Raw genomic sequence first — 19,806 nt, forward strand, 5'->3', positions numbered from 1 at the left:
TAAGTAAATCAATTGGTTACTTTCAATATTCAGGCTTTTTCAACAAAACCGTACACAGGTTATCCACAAAATCTCAGACAGCCACCTGATCATTCGCGGCAGGCGCCTGCGGTGCTGGTGGCAGCGAACCCATTTCGCGCTGGGTCTGTTCGTTCCAGGCCTGTACCCGGTCGTTCAGCTCGGCGATGGCGCGCGGACCAGTGCCTTCGGCATACATCGGCTCGCCGATGACCACGGTGATCACACCCGACGTCTTGCCCCAGCCGATTTTCGGCCAGAACTTGCCGGCATTGTGTGCAATCGGTAGCACCGGAAGCGCCGCATTTACCGCCAACGCGCTGCCACTGCGCGAGAACTTGCCGACAGTGCCGTAGGGAACCCGGGTGCCTTCAGGGAAGATCAAGACCCAGACGTTGTCCTTGAGCAGTTCATCGCCCTTGGCCGCGACTTGTTTGAGCGCCGCTTTCGGGTTGTCGCGGTCAATCGCGATCGGCCGCAGCATGGCCATGGCCCAACCGAAGAACGGTACGTAGAGCAATTCACGCTTGAGCACCTGGCTCAAGGGCGAGAAATAAGCAGAGAGAAAGAACGTCTCCCAGGTGCTCTGGTGGTTCGACTGAATCACGCAGGGCCGATCCGGCACGTTTTCCGCACCTTTGATCTCGTAACGAATGCCGAGAAACACCTTGGTCAACCACAAGGCGCAACGGCACCAGTACACGTTGATGAAACGATAACGCGCCTTGAACGGCAGAAAGGGCGCGATAAAAAAGCTCAGGCTGCACCACAGCAAGGCAGTAGTGCCCAGCAGCAGGTAAAAGAGAAAAATTCTGATGGCCTGCAGTATCGACATGGCGACGTTTACCGTTACGGGCGATGCCCGACTGTTCAAGCGCACTCCCGATCAATCCCTGGTCAGGAACTTCAGAAGCACTCTAGTTGTGGATAAGTTCTGCGGCAATCGCCGCCAGATCGTCAAAAATCAGGGTGCCGACCGGAAGGGTCTTGCCCAGAGTTTTTTCGCCTTTCCCGGTCTTTACCAAAACGGGCTGTGAATCGACGGCTTTGGCGGCCTCCAGGTCACCAAGGCTGTCGCCGACGAACCAGACATTCGTCAGCGCCACGTTGTAATGCGCCGCGATGGTTTGCAACATCCCCGGCTTCGGCTTGCGGCAATCGCAACCCTCGTCCGGACCATGCGGGCAGTACACGATCAGCCCGACTTCACCGCCCTGCTCTGCCACGAGCGTGCGCAGGCGCGCGTGCATGGCGTCGAGGGTGGCAAGGTCGTAATAGCCGCGAGCAATGCCCGACTGGTTGGTGGCGACCGCCACCGTCCAGCCGGCCTTGCTCAACTGCGCAATCGCCTCGATCGAGCCGGGCAGTGGAATCCACTCCTCCACCGACTTGATGTAAGCGTCGGAGTCGTAATTGATCACTCCATCCCGATCGAGAATCAGCAGTTTCAACAGCAATCCCTCAACCCAACAGCGAAATGTCGGCAACCCCGAGGAACAGACCACGCAGACGCGCGAGCAGCGCGTAGCGGTTGGCCCGGACCTTGGCGTCTTCGGCATTGACCATCACCGCGTCGAAGAACGCATCCACCGGCTCGCGCAATGCCGCCAGACGCGCCAGCGATTCGTTGTACTGACGCGCTGCGGCCATTGGCTGCACCGCCTGATCCGCTTGCTGAATCGCCGAGTACAGCGAGAACTCGTTGGCGTTGTCGAAGTACTTGGCCTCGACCACGGTCGGCACCGAGCCTTCAACCTTGCTCAACAGGTTCGATACACGCTTGTTGACCGCCGCCAGCGCTGCCGCTTCCGGCAGTTTGCGGAAGGCCTGAACCGCTTGCACACGCTGGTCGAAGTCCAGCGCCGAACCCGGCTTCAGGGCACGTACCGACAGGTAAGTGGCGACATCGACGCCCTCGTCTTCGTAACGCGCACGCAGACGGTCGAAGATGAATTCCAGCACCGCGTCGTTCAGACCGGCAGCCTTGACCTTGGTACCGAAAGCAGCCACAGCGAAAGCCACGGCGTCGTTCAGGTCCAGATCCAGTTGTTTCTCGATCAGGATGCGCAGCACGCCGAGGGCAGCACGGCGCAGGGCATACGGGTCTTTGCTGCCGGTCGGCAGCATGCCGATACCGAAGATGCCGACCAGGGTGTCGAGCTTGTCGGCGATCGCGACAGCGGCACCGGTCAAGGTCGCCGGCAGTTCAGCACCGGCACCGCGTGGCATGTACTGCTCGTTCAGCGCCAGCGCGACGTCTTGCGGCTCGCCGTCATTGAGCGCGTAGTAGTAACCGGCGACACCTTGCATCTCCGGGAACTCGCCGACCATTTCGGTGGCCAGGTCGCACTTCGACAGCAGGCCGGCACGGGCCGCCCAGGAAGCGTTGCCGCCGATCCGCGCGGCGATGTAGGCCGCGAGTTTCGAAACGCGCTCGGCCTTGTCGTAGACGCTGCCGAGTTTTTCCTGGAACACCACGTTCTTCAGGCGATCATTGAAGGCTTCGAGTTTCTGCTTCTTGTCTTGCTTGAAGAAGAACTCGGCGTCGGTCAGGCGTGGGCGAACCACTTTCTCGTTACCGGCGATGATCTGCTGTGGATCTTTGCTTTCGATGTTGGCGACGGTGATGAACCGTGGCAGCAACTTGCCGTCGGCATCCAGCAGGCAGAAGTACTTCTGGTTGTCCTGCATGGTGGTGATCAGTGCTTCCTGCGGCACATCGAGGAAGCGTTCCTCGAACGAGCACACCAGCGGCACCGGCCATTCGACCAGCGCGGTCACTTCATCGAGCAGCGCCGGCGGCACGATCGCGGTGCCTTCCTGACGGGTCGCCAGTTCTTCGGTGCGCTTGCTGATGATCTCGCGACGCTCGTTGGCATCGGCCAGCACGTAGGCGGCACGCAGGTCGGCCAGGTAGCTCGACGGCGAACCGATGCGCACGCTTTCCGGGTGGTGGAAACGGTGACCACGGGAGTCGCGGCCAGCCTTCTGCGCGAGGATGGTGCAGTCGATGACCTGGTCACCGAGCAGCATCACCAGCCACTGGGTCGGACGCACGAACTCTTCCTTGCGCGCACCCCAACGCATGCGTTTCGGGATCGGCAGGTCGTTCAGCGAATCTTCGACGATGGTCGGCAGCAGGCTTGCGGTTGGCTTGCCGGCGATGTTCTGGCTGTAACGCAGTTTCGGGCCGCTCTGGTCGATTTCGCTCAGCTCGACGCCGCACTTCTTGGCGAAGCCCAGGGCTGCCTGAGTCGGGTTGCCTTCAGCGTCGAAGGCGGCCTGACGTGGCGGGCCATCCAGGTTGATGCTGCGATCCGGTTGCTGGGTCGCCAGCGCCGTGATCAGCACCGCCAGACGACGCGGTGCGGCGTAGACGGTTTTGCTTTCGTAGCTCAGGCCGGCAGCTTGCAGGCCCTTGTCGATACCGGCGAGGAACGCTTCAGCCAGGGTGTTCAGGGCTTTTGGCGGCAGTTCTTCGGTGCCCAGTTCAACCAGAAAATCTTGCGCACTCATTGTGCAGCCTCCAGCTTGGCCAGTACTTCATCACGCAGGTCCGGGGTCGCCATCGGGAAGCCCAGCTTGGCGCGAGCCAGCAGGTAGGCTTGCGCAACGGAACGCGCCAGGGTGCGTACGCGCAGGATGTATTGCTGACGCGCGGTCACCGAGATCGCCCGGCGCGCGTCCAGCAGGTTGAAGGTGTGCGAGGCCTTCAGGACCATTTCGTAGCTTGGCAACGGCAGCGGCTGGTCGAGCTCGATCAGGCGCTTGGCTTCGCTTTCATAGAAGTCGAACAGTTCGAACAGTTTGTCGACGTTGGCGTGTTCGAAGTTGTAGGTGGACTGCTCCACTTCGTTCTGGTGGAACACGTCGCCGTAGGTCACCTTGCCGAACGGACCGTCAGCCCAGACCAGGTCGTAGACCGAATCCACGCCTTGCAGGTACATGGCCAGACGCTCCAGACCGTAGGTGATTTCACCGGTGACCGGGTAGCACTCGATGCCGCCAGCCTGCTGGAAGTAGGTGAACTGAGTCACTTCCATGCCGTTGAGCCAGACTTCCCAGCCCAGACCCCAGGCGCCGAGGGTCGGCGATTCCCAGTTGTCTTCGACGAAGCGGATGTCGTGGACCAGCGGGTCCAGGCCGACATGCTTGAGCGAGCCCAGGTACAGTTCCTGGAAGTTGTCCGGGTTCGGCTTCAGCACGACCTGGAACTGATAGTAGTGCTGCAGACGGTTCGGGTTTTCCCCGTAGCGGCCGTCAGTCGGACGGCGGCTTGGCTGCACGTACGCGGCGTTCCAGGTTTCCGGGCCGATGGCGCGCAGGAAGGTCGCGGTGTGGAAAGTGCCGGCGCCTACTTCCATATCGTAGGGCTGAAGTACCACACAACCTTGCTCGGCCCAGTATTGCTGGAGCGCGAGGATCAAGTCTTGGAAGGTACGCACGGCTGGCGTAGGCTGGCTCACGAAATTCACCTGTTTCTTGGGCTGCGATTTAAAGAGCGGGAGTATACCCGATTCAGTCGCACCTCCACCCCCTGGAGCCTTATGCCACGCTGCTTTTGGTGTACCGAAGATCCGCTGTACATGGCTTATCACGATCAGGAGTGGGGCACGCCGCTACGCGATGCGCAGGGTTTGTTCGAGTTGCTTTTGCTCGAAGGGTTCCAGGCCGGGCTGTCGTGGATCACAGTGCTGCGTAAACGCGAGCGCTACCGCGAGGTGTTGTACGGCTTCGACGTGCAGCGTGTGGCGCAGATGAGCGACGCCGAGATCGATGAACTGATGCTCGATCCGGGGATCATCCGCAACCGCCTCAAACTCAATGCCGCCCGACGCAATGCCCAGGCCTGGCTGGCGCTGGAGGACCCGGTGGCCTTCCTCTGGTCGTTCGTCGGCGGCCGACCAATCATCAATCATTTCAAGGATCGCAGCGAAGTCCCGGCGATCACCCCCGAAGCGCTGGCGATGAGCAAAGCCCTGAAAAAGGCCGGCTTCACCTTCGTTGGCCCAACCATTTGCTACGCACTGATGCAGGCTTCGGGCATGGTCATGGATCACACTCAGGACTGCGACCGCTACGCGCAGCTGGTCAACGGCGGTTAGAATGGCCGCCTCGCGCACAGCACAAAATCAGGAGTGACCTGTGGAAAAGTTTAAAGGCGCCTTGCTGGTAGGCGCTCTGCGGCTGTTTGCCCTGCTGCCATGGCGGGCCGTGCAGGCCGTGGGTTCGGCGATCGGCTGGATCATGTGGAAAACCCCCAACCGTTCCCGCGACGTGGTGCGGATCAACCTCGCCAAATGTTTTCCACAGATGGACCCGGCCGAGCGCGAGCGTCTGGTCGGCCAGAGCCTCAAAGACATCGGCAAGTCCCTGACCGAAAGCGCCTGCGCCTGGATCTGGCCGGCCCAGCGTTCCATCGATCTGGTGCGCGAAGTCGAAGGCCTCGACATCCTCAAGGAGGCGCTGGCCTCGGGCAAAGGCGTGGTCGGCATCACCAGCCACCTGGGCAACTGGGAAGTGCTGAACCACTTCTATTGCAGCCAGTGCAAACCGATCATTTTCTACCGCCCGCCAAAGCTCAAGGCTGTGGATGAATTACTGCGCAAGCAACGCGTGCAGCTGGGCAACAAGGTCGCTGCCTCCACCAAGGAAGGCATCCTCAGCGTCATCAAGGAAGTGCGCAAAGGTGGTGCAGTGGGTATTCCCGCTGACCCGGAACCGGCCGAATCCGCAGGGATCTTCGTGCCGTTCTTCGCCACCCAGGCATTGACCAGCAAATTCGTGCCGAACATGCTCGCCGGCGGCAAAGCGGTCGGCGTGTTCCTGCACGCCCTGCGCCTGCCGGACGGTTCCGGCTACAAAGTGATCCTCGAAGCGGCGCCCGAGGCCATGTACAGCACCGATACCGAGGAATCCTGCGCGGCCATGAGCAAAGTGGTCGAGCGTTACGTCGCGGCGTATCCGAGTCAGTACATGTGGAGCATGAAGCGCTTCAAGAAACGTCCGCCGGGCGAAGCGCGCTGGTACTGAGCAAGTTGGCACACTCTGTGGATAACCTGTAGGAACGCCGAAGGCTGTGATCTTTTGATCTTGCTTGAGGTTATCCACAACCCGTTCATTCAAGGGCGCATAAAGATGTCCGAACAACGCAAATCCTTCCGCATCAAGATCACCCACGACAGCTTTGGCGAATGCCTGGGCCAGACGCGCAATCTGTCGGCCACCGGGGTGTATGTCGAGCATCCGCGCCTGGCTTCGCTGCCCAAGGGCGCGGTGGTTTATGGTCAGGTGCAGGGTTTACCCACAGGCGCGCCGCGGGTGCGAATGGAAGTGGTGACGGTGGATGCCGAGGGCATCGGCCTGCGTTATCTCTAACTTATTGCGCCTGGCGGTCGAGCTTCTTCAGAAACACCGTCATTTCCTTCTCGGCCTGCTTGTCGCCATGGGCGCGGGCGGCTTCCAGACCTTGTTCCCACGCCTGCCGCGCGGCCGCGTGATCGCCGAGTGCGAGTTGCGCTTTGCCCAATAGCTTCCACGCCGCCGAGTACTTCGGGTCGAAACCGACACAGCGCTGGAAATGCTCGGCGGCTTTGGCGTTCTCCCCCAGATCCAGATAACCCTTGCCCAGGCCGAAGCGCAGCAATGAGTTATCCACACCCTTGGCGAGCATTTTTTCCAGGGATTCGAGCATGGGCGGAGTCCTTTTCTGTGGAGTGTCAGGTGTTGATCGGTGTCAGTTACACCGCTTTCGCGAGCAAGCCCGCTCCCACAGGGGAATGCATTCCAAATGTGGGAGCGGGCTTGCTCGCGAAGAGGCCATTACAACCGACGATATTTCTGGATCAGAAGAAGCTGAGCCCCACATGAAACAGCTTCTCCACATCGCGAATATGCTTTTTATCCACAAGGAACAGAATCACATGGTCGCCGGTTTCGATCACCGTGTCGTCGTGGGCGATGATCACTTCTTCGTTGCGGATGATCGCGCCAATCGTGCTGCCCGGTGGCAGGCCGATTTTCTCGATCGGCCGGCCGATGACCTTGCTCGACTTCGCATCGCCGTGGGCAATCGCCTCGATGGCCTCCGCCGCGCCCCGGCGCAATGAGTGCACGCTGACGATATCGCCACGGCGTACGTGGGCCAGCAAGGTGCCGATGGTCGCCAGTTGCGGGCTGATGGCGATGTCGATGTCGCCGCCCTGGATCAGATCGACGTAAGCCGGGTTGTTGATGATCGTCATCACCTTCTTCGCCCCCAGCCGTTTGGCCAACAGCGACGACATGATGTTGGCTTCGTCATCGTTGGTCAGCGCGAGGAAGATGTCGGCGTCGGCGATGTTCTCTTCCAGCAGCAGATCACGGTCCGAGGCGCTGCCCTGCAGCACCACGGTGCTGTCGAGGGTGTCGGAGAGATAGCGGCAGCGCGCCGGGTTCATCTCGATAATCTTCACCTGATAACGGCTTTCGATGGCCTCGGCCAGGCGCTCGCCGATCTGCCCGCCACCGGCAATCACGATGCGCTTGTAGGTTTCGTCGAGACGGCGCATTTCGCTCATCACCGCGCGAATATTCTCACGGGCGGCGATGAAGAAGACTTCGTCATCGGCCTCGATCACCGTATCGCCCTGCGGCAGGATCGGCCGGTCGCGGCGGAAAATCGCCGCGACACGCGTCTCGACATTCGGCATGTGCTCGCGCAACTGGCGCAATTGCTGACCCACCAGCGGCCCGCCGTAATAGGCGCGCACCGCCACCAGTTGCGCCTGGCCTTCGGCGAAGTCGATCACTTGCAGCGCACCCGGATGCTGGATCAGACGCTTGATGTAGTTGGTCACCACCTGCTCGGGGCTGATCAGTACGTCGACCGGAATCGCTTCGTTCTGGAACAGCTGTTCTTCGCGATTGAGGTAGGACGCTTCGCGCACCCGGGCGATTTTGGTCGGGGTGTGGAACAGGGTGTGCGCGACCTGGCAGGCGACCATGTTGGTCTCGTCGCTGTTGGTCACCGCCACCAGCATATCGGCATCGTCGGCGCCGGCCTGACGCAGCACCGACGGCAGCGAGCCGCGGCCCTGAATGGTGCGGATGTCGAGACGGTCGCCGAGGTCGCGCAGGCGTTCGCCATCGGTGTCGACCACGGTGATGTCGTTGGCTTCGCTCGCCAGGTGTTCAGCCAGCGAACCGCCGACCTGTCCCGCACCGAGGATGATGATTTTCATCCAGTCACTCCGTTGAATCCGTTTAGCCGCGCGCGGCAGCGATCTTGATCAGCTTGGCGTAGTAGAACCCGTCATGCCCGCCCTGCTGGGCCAGCAATTGGCGACCGTGAGGCTGTTTGATCCCGGCGGTGGTTGCCAGATCCAGTTCGCGGGCACCGGGCGTGCGCTCAAGGAACGCAGCAATGACTTCGGTGTTCTCGGTCGGCAAGGTCGAGCACGTGGCGTAGAGCAGGATGCCGCCAACTTCGAGGGTCTTCCACATGGCGTCGAGCAGCTCGCCTTGAAGTTGCGCGAGGGCGGCGATGTCGTCGGCCTGACGGGTCAGCTTGATGTCCGGGTGACGGCGGATCACGCCGGTGGCCGAGCATGGCGCGTCGAGCAGGATGCGCTGGAACGGTTTGCCGTCCCACCACGCGGCGGTATCGCGGCCGTCGGCGGCGATCAGTTCGGCGCTCAGCCCCAGCCGCTCAAGGTTCTCCTTCACCCGCACCAGCCGCTTGGCTTCCAGATCCACCGCCACCACGCCGGCCAGCGCCGGTTCGGCTTCGAGGATGTGGCAGGTCTTGCCGCCCGGCGCGCAACACGCATCGAGCACGCGCTGGCCCGGGGCCAGATCGAGCAGATCGGCGGCCAGTTGCGCGGCTTCGTCCTGCACGCTGATCCAGCCTTCGGCAAAACCCGGCAGGCTGCGCACGTCGGCGGCGGCGTCGAGGACGATGCCGTCGCGGCTATAGACACACGGCGTGGCGGCGATGCCGGCGTCGCTGAGCAAGCCGACGTAGGCGTCGCGGCTGTGATAGCGGCGGTTGACCCGCAGAATCATCGGCGGGTGCGCGTTATTTGCCGCGCAGATCGCTTCCCATTGCTCCGGCCAGAAGGCTTTCAGGGATTTTTGCAGCCAGCGCGGGTGGGCGGTGCGTACCACTGGGTCGCGTTCCAGCTCGGCGAAAATCGTCTCGCTTTCGCGCTGGGCATTGCGCAGCACGGCGTTGAGCAGACCCTTGGCCCACGGCTTTTTCAGCTTGTCGGCGCAACCGACGGTTTCGCCGATGGCCGCGTGCGGCGGCACGCGGGTGTAGAGCAGTTGATAGAGACCGACCAGCAGCAATGCCTCGACATCGGCGTCGGCAGCCTTGAACGGCTTCTGTAGAAGTTTTTCCGCCAGCGCCGACAGCCGTGGCTGCCAGCGCGCGGTGCCGAACGCCAGATCCTGGGTGAAACCGCGATCACGGTCTTCGACCTTGTCCAGTTGCGTCGGCAGGGAGCTGTTCAGCGAAGCCTTGCCGCTGAGCACGGCTGCGAGTGCCTTGGCGGCAGCCAGACGCGGGTTCATTGCGCGTCCACCACGGCGCCGAGCACGGTGCCGACGGCAAATTTCTCGCGACGGCTGTTGAACAGGTCGCTGAAGTTCAGCGCCTTGCCGCCGGGCAGTTGCAGACGGGTCAGGCACAGCGCCTGTTCACCGCAGGCGACGATCAGGCCGTCCTTGCTGGCGCTGAGGATTTCACCCGGCGCGCCTTTGCCGTCAGCCAGGGTCGCGGCCAATACCTTCAGCGCTTCACCGCTGAGGGTGCTGTGGGTAATCGGCCATGGGTTGAAGGCACGCACCAGGCGCTCCAGCTCAACCGCCGGACGGCGCCAGTCGAGGCGCGCTTCGTCCTTGTTCAGTTTGTGGGCGTAGGTGGCGAGCTCTTCGTTCTGCACTTCGCCTTCGAGGGTTCCAGCGGCCAGGCCGGCAATTGCCTGAACCACGGCGGGCGGGCCCATTTCGGCAAGGCGGTCGTGCAGCGTGCCGCCCGTGTCGTCGGCACTGATCGGGGTCACGACCTTGAGCAGCATCGGCCCGGTGTCGAGGCCGGCTTCCATGCGCATCACAGTCACGCCGCTTTCGGCATCACCGTGTTCCACGGCGCGCTGGATCGGCGCCGCACCGCGCCAGCGTGGCAGCAGCGAGGCGTGGCTGTTGATGCAGCCCAGACGCGGAATATCCAGCACCGCTTGCGGCAGGATCAGGCCGTAGGCGACCACCACCATCAAGTCCGGTTTCAGCGCGGCGAGCTCGGCTTGAGCATCGGCGTTGCGCAGGGTCGGCGGCTGCAACACCTGGATATTATTTTCCAGGGCCAACTGTTTGACCGGGCTCGGCATCAGTTTCTGCCCGCGACCGGCCGGACGATCCGGTTGGGTATAGACCGCAACGATCTCGTAAGGGCTGTTCAGCAGGGCCTTGAGGTGTTCGGCGGCAAATTCCGGGGTACCGGCAAAAACGATGCGCAGTGGCTCAGTCATGAAGGGAATCTCATAAAAAGAAAAAGGCTTGCCGCAGCAAGCCTTTGAAGGAGGGCATCAAGCGTTCTGGCGATGCAGCTTTTCCAGTTTCTTCTTGATCCGGTCGCGTTTGAGCGTGGACAGGTAATCGACGAACAACTTGCCGTTGAGGTGGTCGCATTCGTGCTGGATGCACACCGCGAGCAGGCCTTCGGCGATCAGTTCGTAAGGCTGGCCGTCGCGGTCCAGCGCTTTGATTTTGACCTTCTGCGGGCGGTCGACGTTTTCGTAGAAACCCGGCACCGACAGGCAGCCTTCCTGGTACTGATCCATCTCGTCAGTCAGCGATTCGAACTCGGGGTTGATGAACACCCGGGGTTCGGTGCGGTCTTCGGAAAGGTCCATCACGACGATACGTTTGTGCACGTTGACCTGGGTCGCGGCGAGGCCGATGCCCGGCGCTTCATACATTGTTTCAAACATGTCATCGACCAACTGACGCACTTCGTCGTCCACTACAGCCACAGGCTTGGCGATAGTACGCAGACGCGGGTCCGGGAATTCGAGGATGTTTAAAATGGCCATAGGCTGATTGCTGCACGTATTGAGTAAAGTCGGGTCGATGGCCTGGCAGGTCCGAAGATGCAGGCTACCGTTGTGAAGCGTAGCTAATGCAATTTGCAGTAGCGAGCCACGGGGGCTCTGACGGTTCACGCGAACGCACATGATAAAGGGATTCGCTGCATGAGGAAAACACTACTCGCCCTGCTGCTTCTGGCTTCGGCCGCGGCTGCGCAAGGGCAAGTGCAACTCAGGGATGGTTTTCCACAGCAATACACGGTGGTTTCGGGAGACACCCTCTGGGACATTTCCGGCAAATACCTGCGCGAGCCCTGGCAATGGCCACAGCTGTGGCGGGCCAATCCGCAGATCGAAAACCCCAACCTGATCTACCCCGGCGACACGCTGACGCTCCGTTACGTCAACGGCCAGCCGCAGCTGACCCTCAATCGCGGCGAGTCACGGGGCACCATCAAGCTGTCGCCACGCATCCGCACCAGCCCGGTGGCCGAGGCGATTCCGAGCATTCCGCTGAAATCAATCAACAGTTTCCTGCTGAGCAACCGCATCGTCGACAAGGTCGAGGACTTCGACAAGGCGCCGTATATCGTCGCCGGCGATGCCGAGCGCGTGTTGAGTGGCACTGGCGACCGGATCTTCGCCCGGGGCCACTTCGATCCGAATCAACCGGTGTACGGCATCTTCCGCCAGGGCAAGGTCTACACCGACCCGCAGACCAAGGAGTTTCTCGGGATCAACGCCGACGATATCGGTGGCGGTGAAATCGTCGCCACCGAAGGCGACGTCGCCACCCTCGCCCTGCAACGCACCACCCAGGAAGTACGTCTGGGCGATCGTCTGTTCAGCGGCGAAGAGCGCTCGATCAATTCGACTTTCATGCCCAGCGCCCCGAGCACCAACATCAACGGCCTGATCATCGACGTGCCGCGCGGCGTCACGCAGATCGGCGTGATGGACGTGGTCACCCTGAACAAAGGCAAGCGCGACGGTCTGGCCGAAGGCAATGTGCTGGTGGTGATGAAAACCGGGGAAACCGTGCGCGACCGGATCACCGGCCAGCCGCTGAAAATTCCCGATGAACGGGCCGGTCTGCTGATGGTGTTCCGTACCTACGACAAGCTCAGTTACGGCCTCGTACTCAACGCATCGCGCTCGCTGGCGGTGCTCGACAAGGTGCGAAATCCTTAGCAGGCTTAACAAGTTACCAACAGAGTTATCCACAGCTTGTTCCGAATGGTTCGGGACTTATAACGATCAAGGATGATCCACGATGCTGTCTGCCTGTACGCCGGTTTCCCCTGCGGAACTGGAAGCGCGTTTGCGCCTGCACCGCTTGCCGGAAATCGGTCCGAAACGTTTTGCCAAACTGCTTGAAGCCTTCGGCTCGGCGTCAAAAGCCCTGAGCGCGCCGGCCAGTGCCTGGCGAGCGCTGGGTCTGCCAGCGGCGTCGGCCGAGGCCCGGCGCAGCCCGCAAGTGCGCGACGGCGCCAGCCATGCATTGCGCTGGCTAGAGCGGCCCGGCCAGCATCTATTGATGTTGGACCAAGCGGATTATCCGGCGCTGCTGGCGCAGATCCCTGACCCGCCACCGCTGTTGTTCGTCGCCGGTGATCCGCTGATTCTGGAAAAACCGCAACTGGCGATGGTCGGCAGTCGCAGCGCGTCGCGCCCGGGAATGGATACCGCCGCCGCGTTTTCCCGCAGCCTCGCCGGGGCCGGTTTCGTCATCACCAGTGGTCTGGCGTTGGGTATCGATGCGGCTGCCCATCAAGCGGCGCTGGACGTCGGCGGGCAAACCGTCGGCGTACTCGGCACGGGTCTGGAAAAGTTTTATCCACAGCGCAATCGCCGACTCGCCGACGCGATGATTGCCTCGGGCAGCGCAGTGGTTTCTGAGTTTCCACTGGACGCCGGGCCAACGGCGAGCAACTTCCCTAGGCGCAACCGGATCATCAGCGGTTTGTCCCTCGGTGTGCTGGTGGTCGAGGCGAGTGTCGCCAGCGGTTCGCTGATCACTGCCCGGCTGGCGGCGGAACAGGGCCGCGAGGTGTATGCGATTCCCGGCTCGATCCATCACCCCGGTGCGCGCGGCTGCCATCAGTTGATCCGCGACGGCGCGGTGCTGGTGGAAACCATCGAACACATTCTCGAAGCACTGCGCGGCTGGCAGCATTTGCCGTTATCCACAGACCCGCCGGATTCCGCGCATCCCTTGCTTGATCTGCTGCACGCCGCGCCGCACACCAGCGAAGCCTTGGTCGAAAGCAGCGGCTGGGCGTTGCCCAAAGTCCTCGCGGCGCTCACCGAGCTGGAAATGGACGGCCGCGCAGTGTGTGAAAACGGTCGCTGGCTGGCGAGGACACGCTAGGTTTTACAGGGAAGATCGGTAAACTGCGCAAAACCTGTTTTCGGAGAGTTTTTTCATGGTCAACAGTTGGCGTGTGCAACAAGCCGCACGAGAGATTCGCGCCGGGGCGGTGATTGCCTATCCAACCGAAGCCGTCTGGGGGCTGGGTTGCGACCCGTGGAACGAAGAGGCAGTGGATCGTCTGTTGGCGATCAAGAACCGTTCGGTGGACAAGGGCCTGATCCTGGTCGCCGACAACATCCGCCAGTTCGACTTCCTGTTCGAAGACTTCCCGCAAGAGTGGCTCGACCGCATGGCCAGCACCTGGCCGGGGCCGAACACCTGGCTGGTGCCGCATCAGAACCTGTTGCCGGAATGGGTGACGGGCGTGCATGACACGGTGGCGCTGCGGGTCAGCGATCACCCGCAGGTGCGGGATCTGTGCTCGATGGTCGGGCCGCTGATTTCCACCTCAGCCAATCCGCAGGGGCGGCCGGCGGCGCGCACGCGGTTGCGCGTCGAGCAGTATTTCCGTGGGCAGATCGACCTGATCCTTGGCGGGCAACTGGGCGGGCGCAAGAACCCCAGCGTGATTCGCGATCTGGCAACCGGCAAGGTCATTCGTCCCGACTGATCCTGCGTCGAAAACCTTTACCGTGAGTCTTCCTCGCCTTGATGGCGAGGAAGACTACGCCTGCCTGCGAATTATCCTGCAATGACGCCGGTTTCCCTGTCGGAAAAGTCGCCAAATCCCCGGATTCATTGGCTTTTCCCACTTGATTATCAGACTTTCTGGTGTGGCGGAATCGGCAAAAGCAACCATCCTTTCCCTGCACTCGAAACACTTCGATAAGTTAAGGTCTGCGGAGAAAGAATGGACACTACCAATTTGCAGCTCACGGATTACCTGCAGGCGCTTCAGGTGACGTTGAAGAGTCACCATGAGGGTTGTCGCATCGTGATGCTTGAGGCTGGGGCGGATACTCAGGAGTTCGACCGGTTTATCGATCGGCAATTTCGGCTTCGGTTGCAGCATTACATGCTGACTTCACGGGCGCGGATGCTCGAAACCAGACTGGCGATAAAGTCGCGCAGTACCCATTTCCTGCTGTATCGGCACGATCAACTGTTGGCGGTATTGAGAGCGACTCCGGCACCGTTCGAGTGGGTATCGCTGGCGCAGCAACACGTTTCTCCCACGGTGGCGCTGTCGCGCCATGTCGAATTCAGTCGATTGATGTCGTACACGCCCAATCAGTTGCCCATCGCGGTCAACGGTCTGCTGGCGGCCGCTACCGAGTGGGCCATTAAATGCGGTTATAACGGGGTAACCGCGTTGTGCAGATCGCAACAACTGCGCTTCTACCAGCGTTTCGGCCTGATGCCGATCGCCTCCAATGCCCTGCATATCGACCAGCGCGCACGCGGCGATTACTGGGTGCTGTCAGCCGAGTGGCGGCAAATTCTCGCGGCGGTCCAACCGCCTGATCCGGCGGTTGGCCACGTGGTGCAAAAACCGTTGGAGTGTCATCTGTCGAGGTGTTGAACGCGTTCGAACTGACTTGCCAGCCGTGGGTTTGCAACCCTGACTGGCAAGACGCCGAAGGTTTGTCAGGGCAGCAGGATGGTCGAACCGGTGGTGCGCCGTGCCGACAATTCGGTCTGCGCCTTCGCCGCATCAGCCAGTGGATAGCGCTGGCTGATGCTCACCTTGAGCTTGCCGCTGATGATCATCTCGAACAACTCGTCGGCCATGCGCTGCAGGTTCTCGGCGTTGTTGGCGTAGGTCGCCAGGGTCGGGCGGGTCACGTACAGCGAGCCCTTGGCCGAAAGAATCCCCAGATTCACCCCGTCCACCGCACCGGAGGCGTTGCCGAAACTCACCACCAGCCCACGCGGCGACACACTGTCGAGCGAGGTCAGCCAGGTGTCTTTGCCGACGCCGTCGTACACCACCGGGACTTTCTTGCCATCGGTCAGCTCCAGCACCCGCTGTGCCACGTTTTCGTGGCTGTAATCGATGGTTGCCCAGGCACCGTTGGCCTTGGCCAGTTCGGCTTTTTCCTTCGAGCTGACCGTACCGATCAGCTTCACGCCCAGTGCCTTGGCCCATTGGCAGGCCAATGAACCGACACCCCCGGCAGCGGCGTGGAACAGAATGGTTTCGCCACCCTTGAGTTCATAGGTCTGGCGCAGCAGGTACTGCACGGTGAGGCCCTTGAGCATGACCCCGGCTGCGGTCTCGAAGCTGATTTCGTCCGGCAGCTTCACCAGATTGGCTTCGGGCAGGGTGTGCAACTGGCTGTAGGCACCCAGCGGGCCGCTGCCATATGCCACGCGATCACCGACCTTGAACCGGGTGACGTCGCTGCCCACCGCATCGACGATGCCGGCGCCTTCAGCGCCGAGGCCGGACGGCAAGGCTGGCGGGGCATACAGACCGCTGCGGAAATAGGTATCGATGAAGTTCAGGCCGATCGCCTTGTTCGCCACCCGCACCTGATTCGGGCCGGGCGCGGCGGGTTCGTAGTCAACAAACTCGAGCACTTCGGGACCGCCGTGGGCGCGGAACTGGATACGCTTTGCCATCTGCCTGCTCTCCTTGGGTCGTCTGTAAGCCCCCTATCCAACTCCCCTGCTTGATCTTCGTCAACTGCGGCGCGCAGGTTTGCGGTGTTATGCTACGCGCCCATTTGCGCCGCCCCCTGCCTGCGGGGCGCCCGCGTAGTTATGCCCGATTCAAGGTGAAGCCATGACGACCCGCACCGACGCCGTAAAGGCCTATCTGCTCGATTTGCAAGACCGCATCTGTGCCGCGCTGGAAACCGAGGACGGCGGCACGCGCTTCGTCGAAGACGCCTGGAACCGGCCTGCCGGTGGTGGCGGCCGTACCCGCGTGATCGAAAACGGTACGGTGATCGAAAAGGGCGGCGTCAACTTTTCCCACGTGTTCGGCAGCGGCCTGCCACCGTCGGCCAGCGCCCATCGCCCGGAACTGGCCGGTCGCGGTTTCGAAGCCCTCGGCGTGTCGCTGGTGATTCACCCGCACAACCCGCATGTGCCGACGTCCCACGCCAACGTGCGCTTTTTCATCGCCGAGAAGGAAGGTGAAGAGCCGGTCTGGTGGTTCGGCGGCGGCTTCGACCTGACCCCGTATTACGGCAACGAAGAAGACTGCATCCACTGGCACCGCGTCGCCGAGCAGGCCTGCGCGCCGTTCGGGCCGGACGTCTATCCGCGTTACAAGGCCTGGTGCGACACCTATTTCCACATCAAGCATCGCCATGAACCGCGTGGCATCGGCGGCCTGTTTTTCGACGACCTGAACGAGTGGGATTTCGACACCAGTTTCGCCTTCATGCGCGCCATCGGTGATGCCTACATCGACGCTTACCTGCCCATCGTACAGCGCCGCAAGAACGATGCGTTCACCGCACAGCAGCGTGAATTCCAGGAATTCCGCCGTGGCCGCTACGTCGAGTTCAACCTGGTCTACGACCGAGGCACCCTGTTCGGCCTGCAATCGGGCGGGCGTACCGAGTCGATCCTCATGTCGTTGCCGCCGCAAGTGCGCTGGGCCTATGACTTCAAGGCCGAACCCGGCAGTGAAGAAGCGCGCCTGACCGACTACTTCCTGCAAGACCGCGACTGGCTGGCCGAGGCCTGAGGACTGCTGATGGATCGTTACGTCGTTTTCGGTAACCCGATCGGCCACAGCAAGTCGCCGATGATTCACAAACTGTTCGCCGAGCAGACCGGTCAGCGCCTCGACTACAGCACCCTGCTGGCGCCGCTTGACGACTTCAGTGCCTGCGCCATGGCGTTCTTCCAGGACGGTCGCGGCGCCAACGTCACGGTGCCGTTCAAGGAAGAGGCCTATCGCCTGGCGAACAGCCTGACCGCTCGCGCGCAGCGCGCTGGTGCAGTGAACACCTTGAGCAAACTGGTCGACGGTTCGCTGCTCGGCGACAACACCGACGGCGCCGGTCTGGTGCGCGACCTGACGGTGAATGCCGGTTTCAGCCTGACCGGCAAACGCATCCTGCTGCTCGGCGCTGGCGGCGCGGTGCGTGGCGCGCTGGAGCCGTTGCTGGCGGAGAAGCCGGCATCGGTGATCATCGCCAATCGTACGGTGGATAAAGCCGAGCTGCTGGCCGAGCTGTTCTGTGATCTGGGGCCGGTGTCGGCCAGTGGTTTCGACTGGTTGCAGGAGCCGGTGGACGTGATCATCAACGCCACTTCCGCCAGCCTCACCGGCGACGTGCCGCCGATTGCCGCGAGCCTGATCGAGCCGGGCCAGACCCTGTGCTACGACATGATGTACGGCAAAGAGCCGACTGCGTTCTGCCGTTGGGCCAGCGAGCATGGCGCGGCAGTGTCGATGGATGGTCTGGGAATGCTGGCTGAACAGGCGGCCGAGGCGTTTTTCCTGTGGCGCGGGGTACGCCCGGATACGGCGCCGGTACTGGCCGAACTACGCCGCCAGTTGGCCCTTTAAAAGCTTCGCGAGCAAGCCCGCTCCCACATTGGAATGCGATCAAATGTGGGAGCGGGCTTGCTCGCGAATGGCCGCACCGCCGATCCTGGATCAATCCTCAAACCGGATCGGACACTTTTCCGGCCCTTCGAGCTTCCGCAACTCCTCCACCACCTGCGGCCGCGCCCGGCGCAGGGTCAGGCTGCGATCCTGACGCAGCAGGCGCCGCGCCTCCTGATGCAGCATCTCCACCCCCGAATAATCGATGAAGTTGATCTGCTGCGCCTCGATCACCACCCGCGTACCGTGCAGCCGTTGCAGGCGCACTTGCAGGTAATGGCTGGCGCCGAAGAAGATCGAGCCGCCGACTCGCAGTACGTCCTCCTCACCCTCGCGCGAATGCTGCACTCGCGGTTGCGAGGTGCGCTTGAGGTAGAAGAACAGCGACGCCAGCACCCCGGCATAGATCGCGGTCTGCAGTTCCAGTAGCAGCGTGGCGAGGCAGGTCAGCGCCATGACCACGAACTCGGCACGGCTGACCCGCAGCAACGAACGAATCCCGCGATGATCCACCAGGCCCCAGGCGATCAACAGAATGCTCCCGGCCATCGCCGGAATCGGAATGTGTGAAATCAGCCCGGCGCCGAAAATCGCGAACAGCGCGACCCAGATCGCCGAAAACACCCCGGCCAGCGGCGAACAGGCGCCCGCCTCGTAACTCAGGCCTGAGCGGGTGAACGAACCGGCGGAGAGCGATCCGGAAAAGAATGCCCCGACAATATTCGACAAGCCCTGTGCGCGGACTTCCTGGTTGGCATCAAGCAACTGCTGCGAACGTGCAGCAATCGAACGGGCAATCGACAGGCTGGTGACCAGACCGAGCATGCCCACCGCCACCGCGCTCGGCAGCAAGCGCAGCACCAGATCGAGATCCAGCGGCAGCGCACTGAACGGTGGCAGGCGTCCGACAAAGGCGCTGACCAGATGCACGTGGCCGAACATCGCCGGCCATAACCACACCACTGCGCTGCCCAGCACCAGCGTTATCAACAGAGTCGGCCAGCGCGGCAGCAGTTGTCTGAGGACAAAACCGACCAGCACCGTGGCCACACCCAACACCAGTGATGGTTTATCCACAGCCCGCAGGTGTTGCAGCAGGTCCATCAGACTGGCCAGCGCCGTGGCTTTCGCCGGCAGATCCAGCCCCAGCAGATTCGGCAACTGGCCGATGGCAATCACCACCGCCGCGCCGAGGGTGAAACCGAGCACCACCGAGTGCGAGACGAAATTCACCAGTGCACCGAAGCGCAGCAGGCCGAGCAGCCACTGGAAAATCCCCGCCAGAAAGCTCAGCAGCAGGATCAGCGTGATGTAGTCCTGGGATGCGGGTACGGCCAAGGGACTGATGCTGGCATACAGCACAATCGAAATCGCTGCAGTCGGGCCGCAGATCAGATGCCACGACGAACCCCACAGACAGGCAATCAGCACCGGGATGATCGCGGCGTAAAGACCATACTCCGGCGGCAGGCCGGCGATCAGCGCGTACGCGATCGACTGCGGCAACGCGAGAATCGCACCGCTCAGGCCAACGACCAGATCCCGGCCGACGCTGGCGCGGGTTTGCCGGGGCAGCCAGGTCAGGAAGGGAAAGAGTGAATGGCGACTTGGCAGGGCCATGGGTCCTCGCGGGCGGGTTTTGTTCAAGGTTATCAGGGTGCCAGGGTAAAGGCCCTCACCCTAACCCTCTCCCGGAGGGAGAGGGGACTGATCGAGGTGAAAGAGGGAAGTACGCCGACCTGAGATATCCAGTCGAACTCAGGTTCTGAACAACATAAAGATCGGCTCCCTTCCCCCTCGCCCCCTCTGGGGGAGAGGGCTGGGGTGAGGGG

The 19,806-nt window shown here is 62.0% G+C and carries 20 protein-coding genes; 9 read left to right on the forward strand and 11 right to left on the reverse strand.

Going from position 1 to position 19,806, the window contains the following annotated elements:
• Positions 1 to 73: 73 nt before the first annotated feature.
• The 4 genes from QMX91_RS06930 to glyQ form a co-directional block, all read right to left on the reverse strand.
• Positions 74 to 853: a lysophospholipid acyltransferase family protein gene (locus QMX91_RS06930; protein ID WP_098966425.1), complete on the reverse strand. Its 780-nt coding sequence runs from the start codon at positions 851 to 853 to the stop codon at positions 74 to 76.
• Between the two features lie 82 nt (positions 854 to 935).
• Entirely contained in the window at positions 936 to 1,475 is a 540-nt protein-coding gene (gene gmhB, locus QMX91_RS06935) for a D-glycero-beta-D-manno-heptose 1,7-bisphosphate 7-phosphatase (RefSeq protein WP_177325594.1), read from the reverse strand.
• Positions 1,476 to 1,479: 4 nt separating this feature from the next.
• The gene (gene glyS, locus QMX91_RS06940) at positions 1,480 to 3,534 is read right to left on the reverse strand and encodes a glycine--tRNA ligase subunit beta (RefSeq protein WP_282412448.1); all 2,055 of its coding nucleotides are present in this window, start codon (positions 3,532 to 3,534) and stop codon (positions 1,480 to 1,482) included.
• Positions 3,531 to 4,484, reverse strand: a complete 954-nt coding sequence (glyQ, locus tag QMX91_RS06945; RefSeq protein WP_003187265.1) for a glycine--tRNA ligase subunit alpha — start codon at positions 4,482 to 4,484, stop codon at positions 3,531 to 3,533. The genes glyS and glyQ overlap by 4 nt, the downstream gene beginning before the upstream one ends.
• A gap of 81 nt (positions 4,485 to 4,565) precedes the next feature.
• Here glyQ and QMX91_RS06950 point away from each other — a divergent pair, with 81 nt between their 5' ends.
• The 3 genes from QMX91_RS06950 (at position 4,566) to QMX91_RS06960 (ending at position 6,396) form a co-directional block, all read left to right on the forward strand.
• A complete protein-coding gene (locus QMX91_RS06950) occupies positions 4,566 to 5,123 on the forward strand; it encodes a DNA-3-methyladenine glycosylase I (RefSeq protein WP_098966431.1) in 558 nt (185 codons plus the stop codon).
• A 40-nt stretch (positions 5,124 to 5,163) separates the two neighbouring features.
• Positions 5,164 to 6,051: a lysophospholipid acyltransferase gene (locus QMX91_RS06955; protein ID WP_003220227.1), complete on the forward strand. Its 888-nt coding sequence runs from the start codon at positions 5,164 to 5,166 to the stop codon at positions 6,049 to 6,051.
• A gap of 105 nt (positions 6,052 to 6,156) precedes the next feature.
• Positions 6,157 to 6,396, forward strand: coding sequence for a PilZ domain-containing protein (locus QMX91_RS06960; protein ID WP_134785070.1), 240 nt, complete (start codon positions 6,157 to 6,159; stop codon positions 6,394 to 6,396).
• A 1-nt stretch (position 6,397) separates the two neighbouring features.
• On the opposite strand, the gene QMX91_RS06965 is transcribed toward QMX91_RS06960, so the two are convergent.
• The 5 genes from QMX91_RS06965 to def form a co-directional block, all read right to left on the reverse strand.
• Positions 6,398 to 6,712 carry a tetratricopeptide repeat protein gene (locus tag QMX91_RS06965; protein WP_027610275.1) on the reverse strand — a complete coding sequence of 105 codons (315 nt, stop codon included), beginning with the start codon at positions 6,710 to 6,712 and terminating at the stop codon, positions 6,398 to 6,400.
• A gap of 151 nt (positions 6,713 to 6,863) precedes the next feature.
• The gene (gene trkA / locus QMX91_RS06970) at positions 6,864 to 8,240 is read right to left on the reverse strand and encodes a Trk system potassium transporter TrkA (RefSeq protein ID WP_003220233.1); all 1,377 of its coding nucleotides are present in this window, start codon (positions 8,238 to 8,240) and stop codon (positions 6,864 to 6,866) included.
• A gap of 22 nt (positions 8,241 to 8,262) precedes the next feature.
• On the reverse strand, positions 8,263 to 9,573 hold the full coding sequence (gene rsmB / locus QMX91_RS06975) for a 16S rRNA (cytosine(967)-C(5))-methyltransferase RsmB (protein ID WP_282412449.1): 1,311 nt from the start codon (positions 9,571 to 9,573) through the stop codon (positions 8,263 to 8,265).
• Positions 9,570 to 10,529, reverse strand: coding sequence for a methionyl-tRNA formyltransferase (gene fmt, locus QMX91_RS06980; RefSeq protein WP_282412450.1), 960 nt, complete (start codon positions 10,527 to 10,529; stop codon positions 9,570 to 9,572). Before fmt ends, rsmB begins: the two co-directional genes overlap by 4 nt.
• Before the next feature lie 57 nt (positions 10,530 to 10,586).
• Positions 10,587 to 11,093, reverse strand: coding sequence for a peptide deformylase (def, locus tag QMX91_RS06985; protein ID WP_027610272.1), 507 nt, complete (start codon positions 11,091 to 11,093; stop codon positions 10,587 to 10,589).
• A 159-nt stretch (positions 11,094 to 11,252) separates the two neighbouring features.
• Here def and QMX91_RS06990 point away from each other — a divergent pair, with 159 nt between their 5' ends.
• From QMX91_RS06990 to QMX91_RS07005, 4 genes are all read left to right on the forward strand, one after another.
• Positions 11,253 to 12,278, forward strand: a complete 1,026-nt coding sequence (locus QMX91_RS06990) for a LysM domain-containing protein (RefSeq protein WP_135294654.1) — start codon at positions 11,253 to 11,255, stop codon at positions 12,276 to 12,278.
• An 82-nt stretch (positions 12,279 to 12,360) separates the two neighbouring features.
• On the forward strand, positions 12,361 to 13,458 hold the full coding sequence (gene dprA / locus QMX91_RS06995) for a DNA-processing protein DprA (protein ID WP_134785073.1): 1,098 nt from the start codon (positions 12,361 to 12,363) through the stop codon (positions 13,456 to 13,458).
• A 55-nt stretch (positions 13,459 to 13,513) separates the two neighbouring features.
• Positions 13,514 to 14,071, forward strand: a complete 558-nt coding sequence (locus QMX91_RS07000; protein WP_003220243.1) for an L-threonylcarbamoyladenylate synthase — start codon at positions 13,514 to 13,516, stop codon at positions 14,069 to 14,071.
• 240 nt (positions 14,072 to 14,311) lie between these two features.
• Complete coding sequence (locus QMX91_RS07005) at positions 14,312 to 14,983, forward strand: hypothetical protein (RefSeq protein ID WP_210556206.1); 672 nt, start codon at positions 14,312 to 14,314, stop codon at positions 14,981 to 14,983.
• Positions 14,984 to 15,048: 65 nt separating this feature from the next.
• Here the strand turns inward: QMX91_RS07005 and QMX91_RS07010 are convergent, their stop codons facing one another.
• Positions 15,049 to 16,026, reverse strand: a complete 978-nt coding sequence (locus QMX91_RS07010; RefSeq protein ID WP_027610268.1) for a quinone oxidoreductase — start codon at positions 16,024 to 16,026, stop codon at positions 15,049 to 15,051.
• Positions 16,027 to 16,189: 163 nt separating this feature from the next.
• Here QMX91_RS07010 and hemF point away from each other — a divergent pair, with 163 nt between their 5' ends.
• Together hemF and aroE are read left to right on the forward strand one after the other, a co-directional pair.
• Positions 16,190 to 17,104 carry an oxygen-dependent coproporphyrinogen oxidase gene (hemF, locus tag QMX91_RS07015; protein ID WP_139055028.1) on the forward strand — a complete coding sequence of 305 codons (915 nt, stop codon included), beginning with the start codon at positions 16,190 to 16,192 and terminating at the stop codon, positions 17,102 to 17,104.
• Positions 17,105 to 17,113: 9 nt separating this feature from the next.
• Complete coding sequence (aroE, locus tag QMX91_RS07020) at positions 17,114 to 17,935, forward strand: shikimate dehydrogenase (RefSeq protein ID WP_098966439.1); 822 nt, start codon at positions 17,114 to 17,116, stop codon at positions 17,933 to 17,935.
• 90 nt (positions 17,936 to 18,025) lie between these two features.
• Here the strand turns inward: aroE and QMX91_RS07025 are convergent, their stop codons facing one another.
• Complete coding sequence (locus tag QMX91_RS07025) at positions 18,026 to 19,594, reverse strand: SulP family inorganic anion transporter (RefSeq protein ID WP_135294655.1); 1,569 nt, start codon at positions 19,592 to 19,594, stop codon at positions 18,026 to 18,028.
• Positions 19,595 to 19,806: the final 212 nt, after the last annotated feature.

The organism is Pseudomonas sp. PS01299, assembly GCF_029960145.1.
GTDB lineage: Bacteria > Pseudomonadota > Gammaproteobacteria > Pseudomonadales > Pseudomonadaceae > Aquipseudomonas > Aquipseudomonas putida_A.

Excerpts from the sequence above, each read along its gene's own strand:
- glyS (WP_282412448.1), bottom strand. The coding sequence starts at position 3,534 with ATGAGTGCGCAAGATTTTCTGGTTGAACTGGGCACCGAAGAACTGCCG.
- QMX91_RS06965 (WP_027610275.1), bottom strand. The coding sequence starts at position 6,712 with ATGCTCGAATCCCTGGAAAAAATGCTCGCCAAGGGTGTGGATAACTCA.
- rsmB (WP_282412449.1), bottom strand. The coding sequence starts at position 9,573 with ATGAACCCGCGTCTGGCTGCCGCCAAGGCACTCGCAGCCGTGCTCAGC.
- aroE (WP_098966439.1), top strand. The coding sequence starts at position 17,114 with ATGGATCGTTACGTCGTTTTCGGTAACCCGATCGGCCACAGCAAGTCG.
- QMX91_RS06990 (WP_135294654.1), top strand. The coding sequence starts at position 11,253 with ATGAGGAAAACACTACTCGCCCTGCTGCTTCTGGCTTCGGCCGCGGCT.
- hemF (WP_139055028.1), top strand. The coding sequence starts at position 16,190 with ATGACGACCCGCACCGACGCCGTAAAGGCCTATCTGCTCGATTTGCAA.
- QMX91_RS06930 (WP_098966425.1), bottom strand. The coding sequence starts at position 853 with ATGTCGATACTGCAGGCCATCAGAATTTTTCTCTTTTACCTGCTGCTG.
- dprA (WP_134785073.1), top strand. The coding sequence starts at position 12,361 with ATGCTGTCTGCCTGTACGCCGGTTTCCCCTGCGGAACTGGAAGCGCGT.
- QMX91_RS07025 (WP_135294655.1), bottom strand. The coding sequence starts at position 19,594 with ATGGCCCTGCCAAGTCGCCATTCACTCTTTCCCTTCCTGACCTGGCTG.
- trkA (WP_003220233.1), bottom strand. The coding sequence starts at position 8,240 with ATGAAAATCATCATCCTCGGTGCGGGACAGGTCGGCGGTTCGCTGGCT.
- QMX91_RS06960 (WP_134785070.1), top strand. The coding sequence starts at position 6,157 with ATGTCCGAACAACGCAAATCCTTCCGCATCAAGATCACCCACGACAGC.
- QMX91_RS06950 (WP_098966431.1), top strand. The coding sequence starts at position 4,566 with ATGCCACGCTGCTTTTGGTGTACCGAAGATCCGCTGTACATGGCTTAT.
- QMX91_RS07010 (WP_027610268.1), bottom strand. The coding sequence starts at position 16,026 with ATGGCAAAGCGTATCCAGTTCCGCGCCCACGGCGGTCCCGAAGTGCTC.
- fmt (WP_282412450.1), bottom strand. The coding sequence starts at position 10,529 with ATGACTGAGCCACTGCGCATCGTTTTTGCCGGTACCCCGGAATTTGCC.
- QMX91_RS07005 (WP_210556206.1), top strand. The coding sequence starts at position 14,312 with ATGGACACTACCAATTTGCAGCTCACGGATTACCTGCAGGCGCTTCAG.
- def (WP_027610272.1), bottom strand. The coding sequence starts at position 11,093 with ATGGCCATTTTAAACATCCTCGAATTCCCGGACCCGCGTCTGCGTACT.
- QMX91_RS07000 (WP_003220243.1), top strand. The coding sequence starts at position 13,514 with ATGGTCAACAGTTGGCGTGTGCAACAAGCCGCACGAGAGATTCGCGCC.